Source organism: Microbacterium sp. GXS0129, from assembly GCF_044769785.1.
In the GTDB taxonomy this organism is placed as follows: domain Bacteria; phylum Actinomycetota; class Actinomycetes; order Actinomycetales; family Microbacteriaceae; genus Microbacterium; species Microbacterium nymphoidis.
In genome coordinates, this window is record NZ_JBIZVZ010000005.1 from 326763 (window position 1) to 343048 (window position 16286).

Here is a 16286-nt window from a genome sequence, read left to right on the forward strand (position 1 = left end):
CGCGCGAGGCGCAGATCAGCCGATCAGACTCGGGGCGAGGTCGCGCATCGTCCGGCGACGCGTCATCCGCGAGACCCCGAGGATCGCAAGCACCACGGCTCCGATCAGCCACATGAGCAGCACGCCGATGTCGCTCCACACCCGGTCCCAGCCGCCGGAGCCGTACATGATCTGGCGCATCGCATCGACCACGTAGCCCATCGGGAGGATGTGGTGCAGCGATGCCAGTGGGGCGGGCAGCGTCTGCCACGGGAACGTGCCACCGGCGGTCACCAGCTGCAGGACCATCAGGATGAGGCCCATGAACTGGCCGACCGATCCCAGCCACACGTTCAGCGCGAGGATGATCGCCGTGTAGGTGGCCGAGGCGAGTACCAGGAGCCCGAGCGCCGCCGCCGGGTTCGCGAAGTTGAAGCCGAGCGTGATGGAGAGCACGGCGAACAGGCCGACCATCTGCACGGCACCCAGGAGTGCGGGCGTCGCCCAGCCCGCCAGGGTCACGCGTACCGGCGAGTGCAGTGCGGTGACAGCGCGGCGCGAGATCGGCTTCACGATGAGGAACAGGGCGTAGATGCCGATCCACGCGGCGAGCGCTGCGAAGAACGGTGCGAGGCCGGCGCCGTAGTTCTGGGCCTGCGTGAGCGTGGTCTTCGCGATCTGTACGGGGGCGCCGAGTGTGTGCGCTTGGGCGGAGCGGGTGGCGTCGTCGCTGTTGGGGATCTGCTCGACACCGGCGGCGAGGCCGTCGCGCAGAGTGACCTCCCCGTCGTGCAGCTGGGTGAGGCCGTCGGCGAGCGTTCCCACGCCGTCCTTCAGCGTCACCGTTCCGGTGTGGAGCGTGACGGTGCCGTCGCGGAGGGTGGCGGCACCGGTGCTCACCTGGGAGGCGCCGTCGGCCACCTGGCTCGCACCGTCGCGCAGCGCAGCGGCGCCTTCGGCGGCGGTCACCGCCCCGTCGTGGAGCTGTGAGGCGCCGTCGGCCACCTGGACCGCGCCGCTGTTGAGCGTGTCGATCTTGTCGCGCGCCCCCTGCACCTTGTCCACGGCGTTCGTCAGCTCGGTTCCCACGGGGTCGAGGGCCGCCAGCACGCGATCGATCTGATCGGCGGTGAGGCCCTGCTCGGTGAGGCGTGTGCGGATGTCCTCACGCACGGCGGGAAGCTGATCGGCCGCGTTCTGAGCCGCATCGCCGATCTGGTCGGCGATGTCGGCGAGCTGACCGGTTCCGCCGGCCACCTGGCTCGCACCGTCCGCGAGCGTGGCGAGCCCGTCACGCAGCTGCACGGTGCCGTCGGCGAGGGTTCCGGCACCATCGCGCACGCTGGCGGATCCGCTGGCCACCTGGCTCGCGCCGTCCGCCAACGTGGTGGCACCATCCGCAAGGGCCTGCGAGCCGTCGACCAGCTGCTGAGCTCCATCGCCGAGCTTGCTCGTGCCGTCCTGCGCCGTGACCAGACCATCGACCAGCTGGGTGGCGCCGTCCGTGGCGTCGACCAGCTTGGTGCGGATCTCGTGCAGCGCATCGAGCATGGTGAGGCCGGCCTCCGACACCACCTTCTCGGTGACGGTGCGCTGGATGGTCTCGATCGCCGTCTTGCCGATCGTGGAGGCGAGGTAATTGTTGGCGTCGTTGGTGCGCAACACGAGGTCGGCGGGGTGGGGATCATCGGTGGCGATGGATGCGATGCCCTCGGTGAAGTCCGCGGGGATCTCGACCGTGAAGTCGTAGGCGCCGGCATCGAGGCCGCTCTCCGCCTCCGCGGCGGACACGCGGTGCCAGTCGAAGGTGTCGGAATCCAGCAGCTCCTTGGCGACCTCATCGCCGATGTCGCGCTGTTTGCCGTTCACCTCGGCGCCGTTGTCGTTGACCACCAGGGCCACCGGGACGTTGGTGAGGTTGCTGTACGGGTCCTGGTTGGCCCAGAGGTACAGCCCGCCGTAGAGGATGGGGACGCAGAGCAGCGCGATGAGGGCGATCACCGACATCTTGGTGGAGAACAGCCGACGGAACTCGGCTGCGATCATCTGGGGCATTTTCATCGTGCATCCTCCGCGTCGTCGCCGGCCGTCTCCGGTCGCGCTGCGGACAGGTCGTTCGTCTCCCCGGAGGACGGATCCTCCGGGAGCGGGGTGTGGGGGTGCGGAAGGGCTGCCGCGTCTTCGGCGGCGTCATCCATCGCGGTGGCGAGCTGCTCGTCGAAGTCGAGCGCACCGAGGGCGTCGGTGGCGTCGTCGGTGGCGTCGTCGTCTGCGGAGGCGTCCTCGGGCGAAGCCGCCGTGGCGTCTTCAGGATCGGGGAGCGCTTCGCCGACGTCGCCCGCACCGGGAGCGTGCTCGGCGACGGCCTCCTCCTCGTCGGGTGGGTCGCCGGCATCGGTGAGCGCTTCGTCGAAGTCGACGGCACCGAGAGCGTGCTCGGCGATCGCCTCCTCCTCGTCGGTGGCGGCATCGGACACGATCACCTCGGTCTGGCTGAAGGCGGCGAGAATGGCATCTCGCTCGTCGTCGGCCAGCCCGACCGTGTCGGTGCGGTCCTCGTGGAGCACCTGCCAGGACGCGCGCCCTGCGATCACGAGGACGGCGAAGTCGCGGCGGGCGAAGTCCTCCGCGACGGCCCACCACGTCTGCGGACGGCCGCCGTGACGGTCGGGCGACACGATCACCAGGCCCTCGACGCCCTCCCGCTGCGAGGCGAGCTCAGTGAGCAGACGAACGCGTCGCGACGGCTCGACACTGCCGATCGGCATCATCGTGAGGTCGGCGAAGCCGTGCTCGCCCATCCACTTGCGTGCGGAGATCGGATTGGACGGCAGTCCCGCGAACATCAGCTCCTCCGCGACGACTCCCACCGTGATGACGTTGGGATCGGGGTCGCTCACATCCGGCGCGTCGATGAGGGCGACCTTACGGCGCAGCTCCCCGGCGCGGTGGCGGCCGTTGATCAGCACCTCTCCGGCGTCCGGCTTCATGCGTCCGCTGGCGATGAGGCCGAGCACCGTGGGGCGCTGTTCGGTCTCGGCTTCCACCAGCACTGCCTCACCGGTGGCGTATCCGGTGGTCGTCGGGGCCAGGATGGGGGATCGCTCCGATCCCTTCGCAACGCCGATCAGCTCGATCCGCAGCGGGTCGGTGGACGCCCGGCGGGCGCGAAAGAGGGGGCGGCGCTTCATGCGCGAACCTTCGTTCCGGTGGTCTCGGTGGTCGATGTGGTTGATGCAGATTCTGCACGGTCGGCAGACTCTGTGGCGTCGTACTCGCGAACGAGCGTGTCGACCTCGCGCCAGGACAGGCCTGCTGCACTCAATGCTGCGCGGGTCGCCAGGCGGGTGGCGTCGGCCTCCTGGGAGTCCACGTGGGTGATGACGCCACGGGCGGCCTCCTCGACGAGACGCGCCGTGAGGTGGGGCGGCAGATCCTGACGGAGCACCCCGCGCTCCGCGCCGCGCTCGCAGATCTCGATCAGCCGACGACGCAGCGGCAGGATGGCCTCGGCCGTCTGCGCGACCAGCTTCTCGTTCAGGGCCAGAGCTGCGGCCGCGTGGACGTGGCGGGCCTGCGCCCACAGTGCCGCAGCGAGGTGAGCCAGCGCTGCCCGGGGATCGTCGTCCTGCACGGTCTCAGCGATGCCGTTGAACTTCTCGGCCCCGGCGGCGATCACCGCGGCGACGATCGCATCGCGGTCCTCGAAGTGCCCGTACAGCGCGCGCCGGCTGAGTCCCGCTTCGCGTGCGATGGCGTCGACGGACGCCGCCGGGTCGGAGGCGAGAACGCCCACCGCGGCGGCGAGGATGCCGGCGCGGTTCTCCTCGGCGTCGCGTCGGCGCGGGATCGAAACGGTGCTCATGTACCCAGCGTATGAATCTGCACAGTCCTGTGCAAGTTAAAGTGCACTCACTTGTGCAACTTCTCGGCAACCTCCGAGCGAAGCCACCCCGTCGCCCGCTCCTCGCGGATGAGGAGAGCCGCCTCAGACGCGCTTGGTGTCGCGGCGGAACATCAGCACTGCCAGTCCGGTGAAGACGATGAACCAGGCGAAGAGGTTCACCCAGGCCATCGGGTCCAGCGGCGCTCCGATGATCGCCTTCTGTGAGAGATCGGCGATGCCCCACAGCGGCGTGAAGGTGGCCGCGGTCTGCAGGCCTTCGGGCAGCAGTGGGAGGGGGACGAACAGGCCGCCCATGAAGCTGAGGATGGGCAGGAGCGGGCCGAGGTAGCGCATCGCGTTCTGGGCCGGGAAGGCGTAACCCACGGCCAGGCCGAGGCTGGTCATGCTGAGTGCGGTGAGCCAGGCCAGCAGCGCGGCGGGAATCAGGTGATCGAGCGGCGCGGTGATGCCCAGGATGGCGCCCGCGATCAGCGTGACCGCGACCGCGATGGCCCCGAGCGCGAGGCCGGTAATCACCTTGATCAGCATGTAGACCAGCGGATTGAGGGGGGTGAGCCGCAGCTGACGACTCCACCCCTGTGCGCGCTCGGCGGCCACCGAGACGCCGGTCATCGACGCGGCGACCATCGATCCATAGACCGCCATGGAGATCATGATCGGCACCGCGGCCGAGATGCCGCCGTCCGCGACCGGCACGTCCGTGGCCGAGTAGCCCTTGTTCGGCAGGGCGATCGCGAACAGCATCGCGATGGGGAAGATCAGCGTGAAACCGACCACCGAGAAGTTGCGGAACACGCGCTTCAGCTCGATCCCGAGGAACGTCCAGCTGAACCCTCCCAGCGGAGGAACCCGGCGCGTGGTGGGATCGATGCGGTCCCGGCGCTGCGAATCGATGGACATTCAGGCCTCCTGCTGCTCGTCGCCGGTGAGGGCGAGGAACGCCTGCTCGAGGTTCTGGCTGGTGATGGTGACGTCGCGGGCCTCGGTCTGCGTCAGCAGGTGCCGGGCCACGATGTCCGAGTCGGCGGCACGGATGATCACGCGATTGCCCTGGACCTCGACCGAGTCGATGCCCGGGAGGGCCGCGAGTGAGGCGCGATCAGCGCCCGGGAGCTCCGCCTCGATCGTGCGCCCCGAGGCCATCGCCTTGATCTCCGCGGTGGTGCCGTCGGCGACGATCTGACCCTTGCGGATGAGGATGATCCGGTTCGCGTAGCGGTCCGCCTCCTCCAGATAGTGGGTGGCAAATACCACGGTGCGCCCGCGCTGGGCGTCGGTGTGGATCGCCTGCCAGAACGAGTGGCGGCCCTCCACATCCATGCCGGTGGTCGGCTCGTCGAGCACGATCAGTCCCGGATCGCTCAGCAGCGCCATCGCGAATCGCAGCCGCTGCTGCTGCCCACCCGAGCACTTGCCGACCTTGCGGTCGGCGATCTCGCTGATGCCCGCACGCTGCAGCGCCGAGTCGACCGAGGTGGAATGGGCGAACAGTGACGCCGTCATCCTCAGCGTGTCCCGGACAGTGACATCGTTCAGGAGCCCGCCGGTCTGCATCACGGCCGACACAAGGCCGCGGCCGATGGCGGCGCGCGGTGTCTCGCCGAACAGCTCGACCGAGCCCTGATCCGGCTGGGACAGCCCCAGCAGCAGGTCGATGGTGGTGGTCTTTCCCGCGCCGTTCGGCCCGAGGAAGGCGACCACCTCGCCCTGCTCGATGTGCAGGTCGACACCGTCGACAGCCGTGAAACCGCCGAATCGCTTCACGAGTCCGCGAGCGGAGATGGCGGGTGGGGCTGCGGTGTCCATGGCGCGCGAGACGGGCGCGGGGTTCGTCATGACTCCATCCTCTCTCCGTCGCGGGCCTTCGTTGTGCGCTCGGCGGGCTGGGGGATCGAAAACGCATCGCGCGGGGGCCTGCGCGATGCGAAATGCATCTCCCCTGAGGTGCGGAGCGGGTCACCGAGGTGCGGCAGACTTCACGCCCGGGTGCGTCGGGTCCCGCCGAGGTGCGGGGCTTCGTGCCGGTGCGGCAGACGGCGCGCGCCGGGCCGTGTCGGAGGTGCGTGACACGATGGAAGGCCCGACCTGGAGTTGTCTCATCCACGCCCTGAACCGCCGTGCGCGAAGCGCTGTTCGCCGGCCCGTGAGGCGGCGCAGACGTACCGCGATTCCCCCGATCGCTGTCATCGTGGGGATCATCGTGGCCGTCGCGGTGCTCGGTGGGATGCGAGCGGTGCTGCCGGAACTGATTCCGGACGCCGGGCCGACGTCGTCGGTGGGTGCCACGGCGCCGGCCGACACGGCGACGACGCCCGCGGGCGAGCCCGGTGGAGGGCCCTCGTCGCCGACGGGCGCGGCCACGCCGAGCGCCGACGGCCCGGCGAGCCAGCATTCCTCCCCGGCCGAGATCCTCGCCGCGCTCGCGGTCCTCGACACGATTCCGGCCGGTCCTGCCCTCTCCTCGGGTCTGCCATATGACCGTGACGCGTTCGGTCAGCGCTGGGCCGACACCGACCACAACGGCTGCGACACCCGCAATGACGTGCTGCGCCGCGACCTGCACGATGCGGTGGCAAAACCCGGTACCCGCGAGTGCGTCGTGCTCACCGGAGTGCTCGATGACGCCTACACCGGCGAGCGGATCGAGTTCCGTCGTGGCCAGGGCACGAGCGAACTGGTGCAGATCGACCACATCGTCCCGCTGGCGTGGGCGTGGCGTCAGGGTGCCGATGGCTGGAGCCCCGAACGCCGGCTGGAACTGGCGAACGACCCGGCCAACCTGCAGGCCGTCGCCGGTGCGGCGAACCAGTCGAAGTCGGCGTCGGGACCCGCCCGCTGGCTCCCCCCTGACGCCGCCTATCACTGCACTTACGCCACACGTTTCACCCAGGTCGTGGCCGATTACGGGCTCGCTCTGCCCGCAGATGACCGTGCTGCCGTGCGCGCGGTGCTGCTGCACTGCTCCTGATCGTCCCGCCGGGGCGTTATTGAATCGTGACCTTTCTCTTCCGAGAAATCTCGTGACAGCGAACGCGCCGCTCTGTACGTTGAGTCGTCATGAGACGTTATAGAACGTGTCATGACGAATTTCACTGGAGAAAGGGTCACTCTTGACTGCCACCGCCCCCTTCGTTGACGCCGAGACGATCGAGCAGCAGCTCACCGCAGCCCGTGCGGCCGTTGCGGCGCGTCCGAGCGTCGCCCGCATCATCCTCACCGCGTGCGGCGGCTCGTACGCCAACATGATGCCGATCGAGTACTTCCTCGACACCCGTGCCGCCTCGGTCGAGTCGCGGGCGATCAACGCCGCCGAGTTCACCTCGCGGAACTCGTCGCGCATTGACGCCGACACGGTTGTGATCCTCTGCTCGCACTCCGGCACCACCCCCGAGACGGTGGCCGCCGCCAAGCACGCCCGTGAACGGGGCGCGCTGACGATCGCGTACACGTTCGACCCCGCGTCACCGCTCGCCCAGGAGTCGGAGTACGTGATCGCGTACCAGCACGGTGAAGGTAAGAGCGAAGCGCACATCGGCCCGACGCTGCTGCTCCGCCTCGCCGCCGGCATCGTCGACGACCGCGACGGCACGTCCCTCTCGGCAGACACCGACGCCGCCGTCGCGAGCCTCGCCGAGCGCGCGCCCGCTCTCCGGCAGGCCTATGCCGACCGCGCGAACGACTGGGCGTTCGCGAACCGTCGCGAGGAGCTCATCTACACGATGGCCTCCGGTTCGAACTACGGCAGCGCCTACTCGTTCGCGATCTGCCTGCTGCAGGAGATGCAGTGGGTCCACTCCGCCTGCATCCATGCGGGTGAGTACTTCCATGGGCCGTTCGAGGTCACCGACGTCGACGTTCCGTTCATCGCGCTGCTGGGCCTGGACGCTACGCGCCCGGTCGAACAGCGCGCGATCGATTTCGCGACCGCCCACTCCGGCAACGTCCTCGTCATCGACGCGAACGAATTCGGTCTCGACGATGTCGCCGAGAGCATCCGCGGCGACTTCGCTCACATCCTGTTCAACATCGTGCTCCGCACGTACGCCGACGCTCTGGCCGACCACCGCGGCCACCCCCTGAGCGTTCGCCGGTACATGTGGCGCATGGAGTACTGAGAAGAAAGGCACGCAACGATGCGTATCAAGACCCGGATCGCGACGGCCGCCCTGGCGGTCGCCGCGCTCACCCTGCCGCTCGCGGCCTGCTCCGGAGGAGACTCCTCCGGAGGTGGCAGCGCCGGCGGCCAGGTGGAGCTGAACTTCTTCCACCGCTGGCCGAACGAGCCGAAGAAGACCTACTTCGACAACCTGGTGAAGGAGTTCGAAGCCGAGAACCCCGACATCACGATCAAAACCGAGAGCGTCCTCAACGACAACTACAAGGACAAGATCAAGGTCGTCGCGGGGTCCGCGAACGCGCCGGACGTCATGTTCACCTGGAGCGGTTCGTTCATCGCCGAGCTCGTGAAGGGCGACGCCCTCATGGACCTCGGCCCGTGGCTGGCGGAGGACACCGACTTCCGCGACAGCTTCTACGAGAGCCAGCTGCCGCCGTTCGCGGAGGGGGACGCCCAGTACGGCCTGCCGATCGGCATGCACTCGAAGGTGTTCTACTACAACACGGAGATCTTCGACGAGTACGGTCTCACCGCTCCGAAGACATGGGACGAGTTCCTCACGGTGCTCGACACCATCGAGCAGAAGTCGGGCAAGCACGCGATCGAGTTCGGTGCGGTCGACACGTGGACCATCGCGCACTACCTGGGAACGCTCAACCAGCGCGTCGTGGACCCCGCGGTCTTCGTCGCGGATCAGGATCCGGCGAAGGGGGAGTTCACCGATCCCGGGTACGTCACGGCGCTCGAGCGACTCGCCGAGATCTCGAAGCACGTCAACGCCGACTTCCTCGCGATCGACCATGAGATGGCGCGAAACGCCTGGATGTCGGGGGAGGGCGCCCCGCTGTTCTACGCGCAGAGCGCTGAGATCGGCTACTTCACGGACGTCGCGTTCGACTATTCGGTGTTCAACTTCCCCGCCGTCGCGGGCGGCAAGGGCGACCCGGATCAGCTGACCGGTGCGCCCGAGGGCTTCGCGATCTCGAAGAACACGAAGCACCCCGAGGAAGCGAAGAAGTTCCTGAAGTTCATGCTGAGCAAGGCCAACGGCATCGCCTACACCGAGACCACGGGCGAGCTCAGCGCGGTGCAGGGAGCGGTCGACGAGGCCGACGTCTCTGACACGACGAAGGAACTCGCACAGCAGATCCTCGACGCGAGCGAGATGACGGCCTGGCTCGACAACGCCTACGACCCGCAGATCGTGGCGACCTACCTCACCGAGACGCAGCTCATGCTCGGCGGACAGCAGACGCCCGAGGGCGTCATGGAGAAGGTGCAGGAGACCGCGAAGCGCGTGCGCGACGCGTCCTGAAACCCGGGCCGCCGGCGTCCCTCCTGCCGCCGGCGGCCCGCCCCGGACACCGCTTCGCCGATGGCGAAGCCCATACTGAAAGAGGAATCGACGATGAAGCCTCGCCTCCGTGCTCTCGGCAGCTGGCTCTATGTGCTGCCGGCCCTCATCCTCATCGCACTCTTCGTCTACTACCCGCTGCTGGCGAACCTCATCTACAGCTTCTTCTCGTTCCGCGCGGGTTCGGGCGGCATGAGCCCCGTCGGGTTCGACAACCTCACCCGGCTGATCACCGATCCGATCGTGCACACGGCGCTGCTGAACAACGTGATCTACGCCGTGGTCTCGATCATCTGCCAGGTGGGCGGCGGCCTCGTGCTCGCCGCATGGCTCACGCACCTGCTCGGCCCTCGTATGGCCACCTTCCTGCGCAGCGTCTACTTCATGCCCGCGGTCATCTCGATCACCGTGATCGCGCTGATGTTCACATTCATCTACAGCTCGCGCGGCGGGCTGCTCAACGCCTTCCTCGAACTCATCGGGCTGGGCGGGTTGCAGACGGCCTGGCTCGCCGACGTCGACACGGCCATGGGGGCGGTGATCGCCGTCTCCCAGTGGCAGAGCATCGGCTACATCTGCATGCTCTACATCGTCACGCTGCAGCAGATCCCGGCGGACTACTACGAGGCCGCCGCGCTCGACGGCGCCGGCCGCATCCGTCAGTTCTTCAGCATCACCGTTCCGCAGGCGAAGGAGATGATCTTCGTCGCGATGATCCTCACCGTCTCGGGGGCGTTCACGGTCTTCAACGAACCGTTCATCCTCACGGGAGGTGGACCGGGAAACACCACGCAGGTGCTCGCCACCTACATGTACAACCAGGGGTTCTTCCAGAACCAGATGGGGTATGCCTCGGCCATCGCCACCCTCATCTTCCTCATCACCCTGATCCTGTCGCTCGTGCAGATGATCTCGTTCCGCACGGGAAAGGACTGAGCCATGTCGACGACCACCATCTCGACGATCCACGACAAGCCCAAGCGCACGCGGGAGCACGTGTGGAACAGTCCGGTCTATCTGCTCCTGGCCGTCTACGCGATCGTGATCGCCTATCCGCTGATCTGGATGGTGATCTCCTCCTTCAAAACCTCCGCGGAGATCTACGGTGATCCGTGGGGACTGCCGCAGACCTGGCTGGTGCAGAACTACGCCCAGGCGTGGGAGAAGGGCATCTCCGGGTACTTCGTGAACTCCCTCGTGGTCACCGTCGTCACGACCATCGCGACGGTGCTGCTGGCGGCTCTGTGCGCATACGGGATGGTGAGGATGGCCAATCGGGTGGCAGGCGTGGTCCTCATCCTGGCCGTGGGAGGCCTGGTCGTCGCGCCCCAGGTGAGCCTCATCCCGCTCTACCAGATGCTCGATGCGCTGGGGCTGCTCGATACGCTGTGGGCGATGATCCTGCCGTACGTGGCCTTCCGACTGCCGATGGCGATCCTGCTGATCCGGTCGGTGTTCCTCGCGATCCCGCTGGAGCTGGTAGATGCCGCCACCATAGACGGATGCCGCTCGCTGGGGGTGTTCCGTCACGTGTACCTCCCGCTCAGCCGCTCCATCCTCGTCACGGCCGGGGTGCTCACCGCCTACTTCGCGTGGAACGAGTTCCTCTTCGCGATCGTCTTCGTGAACTCGGATTCCAGCCGCACGATCCCCGCCGGCCTCATGTCCTTCCGCGATGCCCTCTCGACGGAGTGGGGCGTGCTGCTGGCAGGACTCGTCATCGCGGCGCTGCCGATCATCATCGTCTTCCTGCTGCTGCAGCGGTACTTCGTCGCGGGCATCGCGGCCGGAAGCGTCAAGGGATAGGAACCACAAACGATGTACTCCTCCGATCAGCTGCGCGAACTGCTGAGCACGGTGCCGGCGCCGTCACTCGTCGGCATCGGCGACAACGTGCTGGACTGCTACCTTCACGAGGACCTGGCGTATCCGGGAGGAAACGCGCTCAATGTGGCCGCCTACTCCCGGCTGTTCTTCGGCGGGGACGCCGGGTTCATCGGGATCATGGGGGACGACCGGTTCGCGGATCACCTGCGGGGCGTGCTCGATGAGATCGGGGTCGACCGGCAGAGGGCGCGCACCGCGCACGGGTGGAACGGCATGGCGTTCGTCGCCCTCGACGACGACGGTGATCGTCGGTTCGTGGGTTCCAACCGGGGCGGGGTGCAGCACGAGCTCCGGCTTCGCATCACCGAACAGGACCACGACTACATCGCACGGTTCACGCGCATGCACACCTCCGTGTACTCGGCGATCGATCGCGAGCTGGCGGGCATCGCGGAGCGCGGCACGCGGATCTCCTACGACTATTCTGACGACGCGCGTCGTGACGATGTCGCGGCATCGGCACCGCACGTCGAGGTCGGCTTCTTCTCCGGGGGTGCCCTCACCGAGAGCGAGCGCGACGATCTCGCCGACTTCGCTCTGGCGAGCGGGATGGGGATCGTGGTGATCACGCGCGGCGCGCAGGGCGCGATGGCCTACGAGCGTGGCCGCCGCACCGCGGTGGGGGTGAAGCCGGTGGCCGCGGTCGACGCGCTTGGCGCCGGCGACGCGTTCATCACGGGCTTCCTCGCCGCCACCGCCGCGGGGGCCGAGCTCGATGCCTGTCTCGACGTCGCCGCCACCACCGGCGCCCTCGCCTGCACCCTGCGCGGGGCCTTCGGATATCCTGTCGGAGCGGGAGAGGACGCGCGGGTACAGCTCGTGAAGCGTCATCCTGTGGGCCGACGAGAGGCGCGCAGCGCGTCGTAGGGGAGGGGTCGCCGTGGTGATCGGATCGACGGCGTCGTTGCACGAACAGGTCCGCGCAGCCCTTGCGCAGGAGATCCAGGACGGTCGCTACGACGACTCGGGGCGCATTCCGTCCGAGCCCGAGCTGTGCGAGCGTTTCGGGGTGAGCCGGATCACCGTGCGGCGCGCGGTGTCCGACCTCGAAGAGCTCGGGATCGTGCGTCGTCGTCAGGGCGCGGGCACGTTCATCACGAAGCGCAGCGACGTGCTCGGAACGATGGCGATCGGTGGATTCGCCGATCAGATCTCCGAGGGCGGCGAGAAGTCCCGGGCCATCATGCGTGCCGTGACCACGACCGCGGACGCGGCGCGGGCGTCGGCACTCGGCATCCCGACAGGTTCCCCGATCTTCGTGCTGGAGCGCGTGTTCCGCATCGACGGGCTGCCGCTGGCCCTGGACCGCAGCGTCTATTCGCTCGATCGATACCCGGGCTTCGCCGAGCGGATCTCCGATGACACCTCCACCTACCGCGTGCTGCGGGAGGACTACGGGGTGCACTTCGCCGAGGTTCGTCGTGAGGTGCGTCTCGGCTACACGACGGCGCAGACCGCCGAATGGCTGCAGCGCCCCGAGCACGAGCCCCTGATCGTGATCGAGAAGGTCGCGCTCGATCGGGACGGCGCCGTCATCCACACCTCCCACATCGAATCCGTGCCCAGCCGGGTCACGCTGCGCACCGTCGCCTACGAGGAGCGCCCCGCCTGACGCCGACCGAGACGGGGAAGCGGTCCGCCCTGATCGTCCTCGTCTCGCGTCATGCGCGCCTGCCGGAGCACCCGTGTCCACGACCCGATCGGGAACGTAGGCTCGAGGCATGGTGGATGCACGGTACGAGCGGGTCATCGGCGACTGGACCGGAGCGGACGAGTTCGTCGACGGGTCGGGAGCGGTGAGCGGAGTGCTCTCCATCGCCCCGGGGCCGGGCGGTGTGGTGATCGACTACGTTCGCCGGGGCGGCGGTCACGACCTGGCGGCGCATGCGGTGATCTCGGGCGAGCGGCTGTGGTGGTTCGACTCCGACGGCGCGAGTCCCGATCAGCCGGGTGAGGCCGGCTGGCAGGATGACATGCTGGTGCTCGACCGAGAGCACGACGGCGTGCGAAACGTGCTCGGACTGATCGCGCGCTCCGACCGCATCGACCTGCACCTGGCGACAGCGGCCGCCGGCGGCGGGCTCGCACCGGTGATGAGTGGCAGCTACTCCCGGCGAGCGCTCTCGTAACGGCGTGGGCCGCGTGCGTCCGCGCATCAAGGTGGCTAGCGTGAGGGCATGACGACGATGTCCCCTCCCCAGCACTGGCGCACCAACACCGTGGACGGAGTGCTGCGACGAAGTGCTGCCCGCACGCCGCTCGTGACGGCTCTTCGCTTCGAAGGCCGGGAGTGGACCTATCGAGAGCTGGACGACGCCGTCAGCCGTGGGGCCGCCCTGTTGCGTGCGAGTGGATTGGCGCCCGGGGATCGGGTGGTCACCTACGGAACGAACTCCGATGCGTACGTCATCGCCTTCCTCGCGATCGCGCGGGCCGGGTTCGTGCATGTGCCGGTCAATTACGCGCTGCACGGCGCCGAGCTCGCCTATCTCGTCACGCAGTCGGGCGCGCGTGCGGCGCTGGTCGATCCCCAGCTGCGGGCACATTTCGATGCGGTGCGCGCGCAGACCGCCGTCGAACAGGTGCGCGGGCTGCGCGACGAGGAGGACTCGTTCCTCGCCGCGGCCACGGCGGGTGAGGTCACGGACATCCCGGCGGACGTGGACGGTGACGATCTCGTCCAGCTGCTGTACACCTCGGGCACCACCTCGCAGCCGAAGGGCGCGATGCTCACGCATGCCGCGCTGGTTGCCGAGTACTCGTCGGTGATCGTGGCACTCGACCAGAAGCCCGACGATGCCCCGCTGGTGTGCATGCCGCTGTATCACTCGGCCGCGATGCACGTGTTCATGCTGCCCTATCTGGCCATCGGCGCCACGATCCGGCTGCTTCCCGCCCCCGACATCGCGCGGATCCTCCGGACGGTCGCGGAGGAGCGCATCGGCTCGCTCTTCCTCGCGCCCACCGTCTGGGTGCCGCTGGCCAATCATCCCGACCTCGAGACGGCGGACCTCTCGTCGCTCACCAAGGCGCAGTACGGGGCCTCCATCATGCCGGTCACGGTGCTGGGCCGACTGCGCGAGCGCTATCCGGATCTGGGGTTCTACAACTGCTTCGGCCAGTCGGAGATCGGACCGCTCGCCACGGTGCTGCGTCCCGAGGAGCACGAGCAGCGACCGGCGTCCGCGGGGCGTCCGATCCTCTTCGTGGAGACGCGCGTGGTCGACGAGAACGGTGCCGACGTGCCCGACGGCGAACCCGGCGAGGTGCTCTATCGCTCGCCGCAGCTCGCGCTGGGCTACTGGGACAAGCCCGAGGAGACCGCCGAGGCGTTCCGCGATGGGTGGTTCCACTCCGGTGATCTGGTGGTCCGCGACGAAGAGGGATACCTCACCGTGGTCGACCGGATCAAGGACGCGATCAACACGGGGGGAATCCTGGTCGCCTCCCGCGAGGTGGAGGATGCGATCTACACCCACCCCGCAGTCGCCGAGGTCGCGGTGATCGGTGTGGCCGACGAACGGTGGATCGAGGCGATCGTCGCCTGCGTCGTGCTGAAGCCCGATTCCTCCGTGACCGAGAGCGAGCTCATCACCCACGTGAAGGACCGGCTGGCGTCGTTCAAGGTGCCCAAGGCGGTGCGCTTCATCGAGGCGCTGCCACGCAACCAGAGCGGGAAGATCCTCAAGCGGGAGCTGCGCGACGGCTGATCCGTGCTTTCGCTCACCGTGAACGCTGCTGACGCCGCGGCCGGCCCGGGAGAGGATGAGCGCATGCGGATGCTTCTTCTCGGTGGGACGGCGTGGCTCGGGCGGGAGATCACGAGGTCCGCGCTCGACGCGGGTCATGAGGTCACGTGTCTCGCTCGCGGCACGGACGTCGTGGACGGCGCCCGGCTGGTGCGGGCGGATCGCGAGGATCCGGCCGCGTACTCGCCGGTGGCGGAAGAACAGTGGGATGTCGTCGTCGACGTCTCCCGGCAGCCGGGTCAGGTGCGGTCGGCGGTGGCTGCGCTGGCGCCGAGAGCAGACCGGTTCGTATTCGTGTCGACGTGTTCGGTGTACGCCACGCATGACGCAGGCGGGCAGAACGAGGACGCGCCGACACTGGCTCCGCTCGACGCGGACGCCATGGCGTCGTTGGAGGAGTACGGTCACGCGAAGGTAGCGTGCGAACAGGCCGTCATCGGCGGATTCGGCGCCGGGCGATCGCTGGTGATCCGCCCAGGACTCATCGGCGGACCGGGGGACGGCTCGGGTCGCTCGACATACTGGCCCTGGCGTTTCGCGCATCCGTCCAACGAGGCCGGTGCCGTCCTCATCCCGGATGCACCCGACCAGCCCGCCGCCGTCATCGACGTCCGGGACCTCGCCGACTGGATCGTGCGGGGCGCTGCCGCGGGGCTCGCCGGTGTCTTCAACGCCACCGGCGACGTCGTCACGCTGGCAGAACACCTGCGCGTGGCCCGCGATGCTGCCGGTCATGAGGGGGCGGCGGTCGCCGCGCCCGCGGACTGGCTCGTGGCCCACGAGGTGCACGGCTGGGCGGGGCCGCGCTCGCTGCCGATCTGGCTGGACGACGCCGCCGACATCGGCATCCACCTTCACAGCAACGAACGGGCGAAGGCCGCTGGCCTGCTCCTGCGCCCGCTGAGCGAGACCCTCGGCGACGTGATCGTCCCGGACAAGCCGGCGTCCGGGCTCACCGACGAGGAGGAGCGCGCCCTCCTCTCGGAACTCCTGCCCTCGGGGGCGTGAGTCCCCGCGACGCCACCGTCGGCGGCGGCGGGGCGATGCGGTGCCGGTGCTGGCCGTCGGCGGGGTGGAGTGGGGCGGTGCTAACCGTCGGCGGGGTGGAGTGGGGCGGTGCTAACCGTCGGCGGGGTGGAGTGGGGCGGTGCTAACCGTCGGCGGGGTGGAGTGGGGCGGTGCTAACCGTCGGCGGGGTGGAGTGGGGCGGTGCTAACCGTCGGCGGGGTGGAGTGGGGCGGTGCTAACCGTCGGCGGGGTGGAGTGGGGCGGTGCTAACCGTCGGCGGGGTGG

The 16286-nt window shown here is 68.6% G+C and carries 15 protein-coding genes; 10 read left to right on the plus strand and 5 right to left on the minus strand.

Annotation, left to right across the window (positions count from 1 at the left end; translation table 11 throughout):
• Window positions 1-15 precede the first annotated feature (15 nt).
• The 5 genes from ACIQJ5_RS15875 to ACIQJ5_RS15895 all read right to left on the minus strand — a co-directional run bounded on the left by ACIQJ5_RS15875 (window position 16) and on the right by ACIQJ5_RS15895 (window position 5722).
• Window positions 16-2040: a YhgE/Pip family protein gene (locus ACIQJ5_RS15875; RefSeq protein WP_402845252.1), complete on the minus strand. Its 2025-nt coding sequence runs from the start codon at window positions 2038-2040 to the stop codon at window positions 16-18.
• Complete coding sequence (locus ACIQJ5_RS15880; protein WP_402845254.1) at window positions 2037-3170, minus strand: hypothetical protein; 1134 nt, start codon at window positions 3168-3170, stop codon at window positions 2037-2039. Before ACIQJ5_RS15880 ends, ACIQJ5_RS15875 begins: the two co-directional genes overlap by 4 nt.
• Window positions 3167-3844, minus strand: coding sequence for a TetR/AcrR family transcriptional regulator (locus ACIQJ5_RS15885; RefSeq protein ID WP_231091081.1), 678 nt, complete (start codon window positions 3842-3844; stop codon window positions 3167-3169). The genes ACIQJ5_RS15880 and ACIQJ5_RS15885 overlap by 4 nt, the downstream gene beginning before the upstream one ends.
• A gap of 123 nt (window positions 3845-3967) precedes the next feature.
• Window positions 3968-4786 carry an ABC transporter permease gene (locus tag ACIQJ5_RS15890; protein WP_402845256.1) on the minus strand — a complete coding sequence of 273 codons (819 nt, stop codon included), beginning with the start codon at window positions 4784-4786 and terminating at the stop codon, window positions 3968-3970.
• On the minus strand, window positions 4787-5722 hold the full coding sequence (locus ACIQJ5_RS15895; RefSeq protein WP_402845258.1) for an ABC transporter ATP-binding protein: 936 nt from the start codon (window positions 5720-5722) through the stop codon (window positions 4787-4789). It lies immediately after the preceding gene.
• Between the two features lie 352 nt (window positions 5723-6074).
• Here ACIQJ5_RS15895 and ACIQJ5_RS15900 point away from each other — a divergent pair, with 352 nt between their 5' ends.
• The 10 genes from ACIQJ5_RS15900 to ACIQJ5_RS15945 all read left to right on the plus strand — a co-directional run bounded on the left by ACIQJ5_RS15900 (window position 6075) and on the right by ACIQJ5_RS15945 (window position 16001).
• Window positions 6075-6854, plus strand: a complete 780-nt coding sequence (locus tag ACIQJ5_RS15900; protein WP_402845260.1) for an HNH endonuclease family protein — start codon at window positions 6075-6077, stop codon at window positions 6852-6854.
• A 142-nt stretch (window positions 6855-6996) separates the two neighbouring features.
• Window positions 6997-8001 carry an SIS domain-containing protein gene (locus ACIQJ5_RS15905; RefSeq protein ID WP_402845262.1) on the plus strand — a complete coding sequence of 335 codons (1005 nt, stop codon included), beginning with the start codon at window positions 6997-6999 and terminating at the stop codon, window positions 7999-8001.
• Window positions 8002-8019: 18 nt separating this feature from the next.
• A complete protein-coding gene (locus ACIQJ5_RS15910) occupies window positions 8020-9318 on the plus strand; it encodes an ABC transporter substrate-binding protein (protein ID WP_231091076.1) in 1299 nt (432 codons plus the stop codon).
• 93 nt (window positions 9319-9411) lie between these two features.
• Window positions 9412-10293: a carbohydrate ABC transporter permease gene (locus ACIQJ5_RS15915; RefSeq protein ID WP_402845264.1), complete on the plus strand. Its 882-nt coding sequence runs from the start codon at window positions 9412-9414 to the stop codon at window positions 10291-10293.
• A 3-nt stretch (window positions 10294-10296) separates the two neighbouring features.
• Entirely contained in the window at window positions 10297-11163 is an 867-nt protein-coding gene (locus tag ACIQJ5_RS15920; RefSeq protein WP_402845266.1) for a carbohydrate ABC transporter permease, read from the plus strand.
• Between the two features lie 12 nt (window positions 11164-11175).
• Complete coding sequence (locus tag ACIQJ5_RS15925) at window positions 11176-12111, plus strand: PfkB family carbohydrate kinase (protein WP_402845268.1); 936 nt, start codon at window positions 11176-11178, stop codon at window positions 12109-12111.
• Between the two features lie 13 nt (window positions 12112-12124).
• Window positions 12125-12856: a GntR family transcriptional regulator gene (locus ACIQJ5_RS15930; protein ID WP_402845270.1), complete on the plus strand. Its 732-nt coding sequence runs from the start codon at window positions 12125-12127 to the stop codon at window positions 12854-12856.
• Window positions 12857-12965: 109 nt separating this feature from the next.
• Window positions 12966-13373, plus strand: coding sequence for a hypothetical protein (locus ACIQJ5_RS15935; RefSeq protein ID WP_402845272.1), 408 nt, complete (start codon window positions 12966-12968; stop codon window positions 13371-13373).
• 57 nt (window positions 13374-13430) lie between these two features.
• The gene (locus ACIQJ5_RS15940; protein ID WP_402845294.1) at window positions 13431-14954 is read left to right on the plus strand and encodes a fatty acyl-CoA synthetase; all 1524 of its coding nucleotides are present in this window, start codon (window positions 13431-13433) and stop codon (window positions 14952-14954) included.
• Between the two features lie 63 nt (window positions 14955-15017).
• On the plus strand, window positions 15018-16001 hold the full coding sequence (locus tag ACIQJ5_RS15945; RefSeq protein WP_402845274.1) for an NAD-dependent epimerase/dehydratase family protein: 984 nt from the start codon (window positions 15018-15020) through the stop codon (window positions 15999-16001).
• Window positions 16002-16286: the final 285 nt, after the last annotated feature.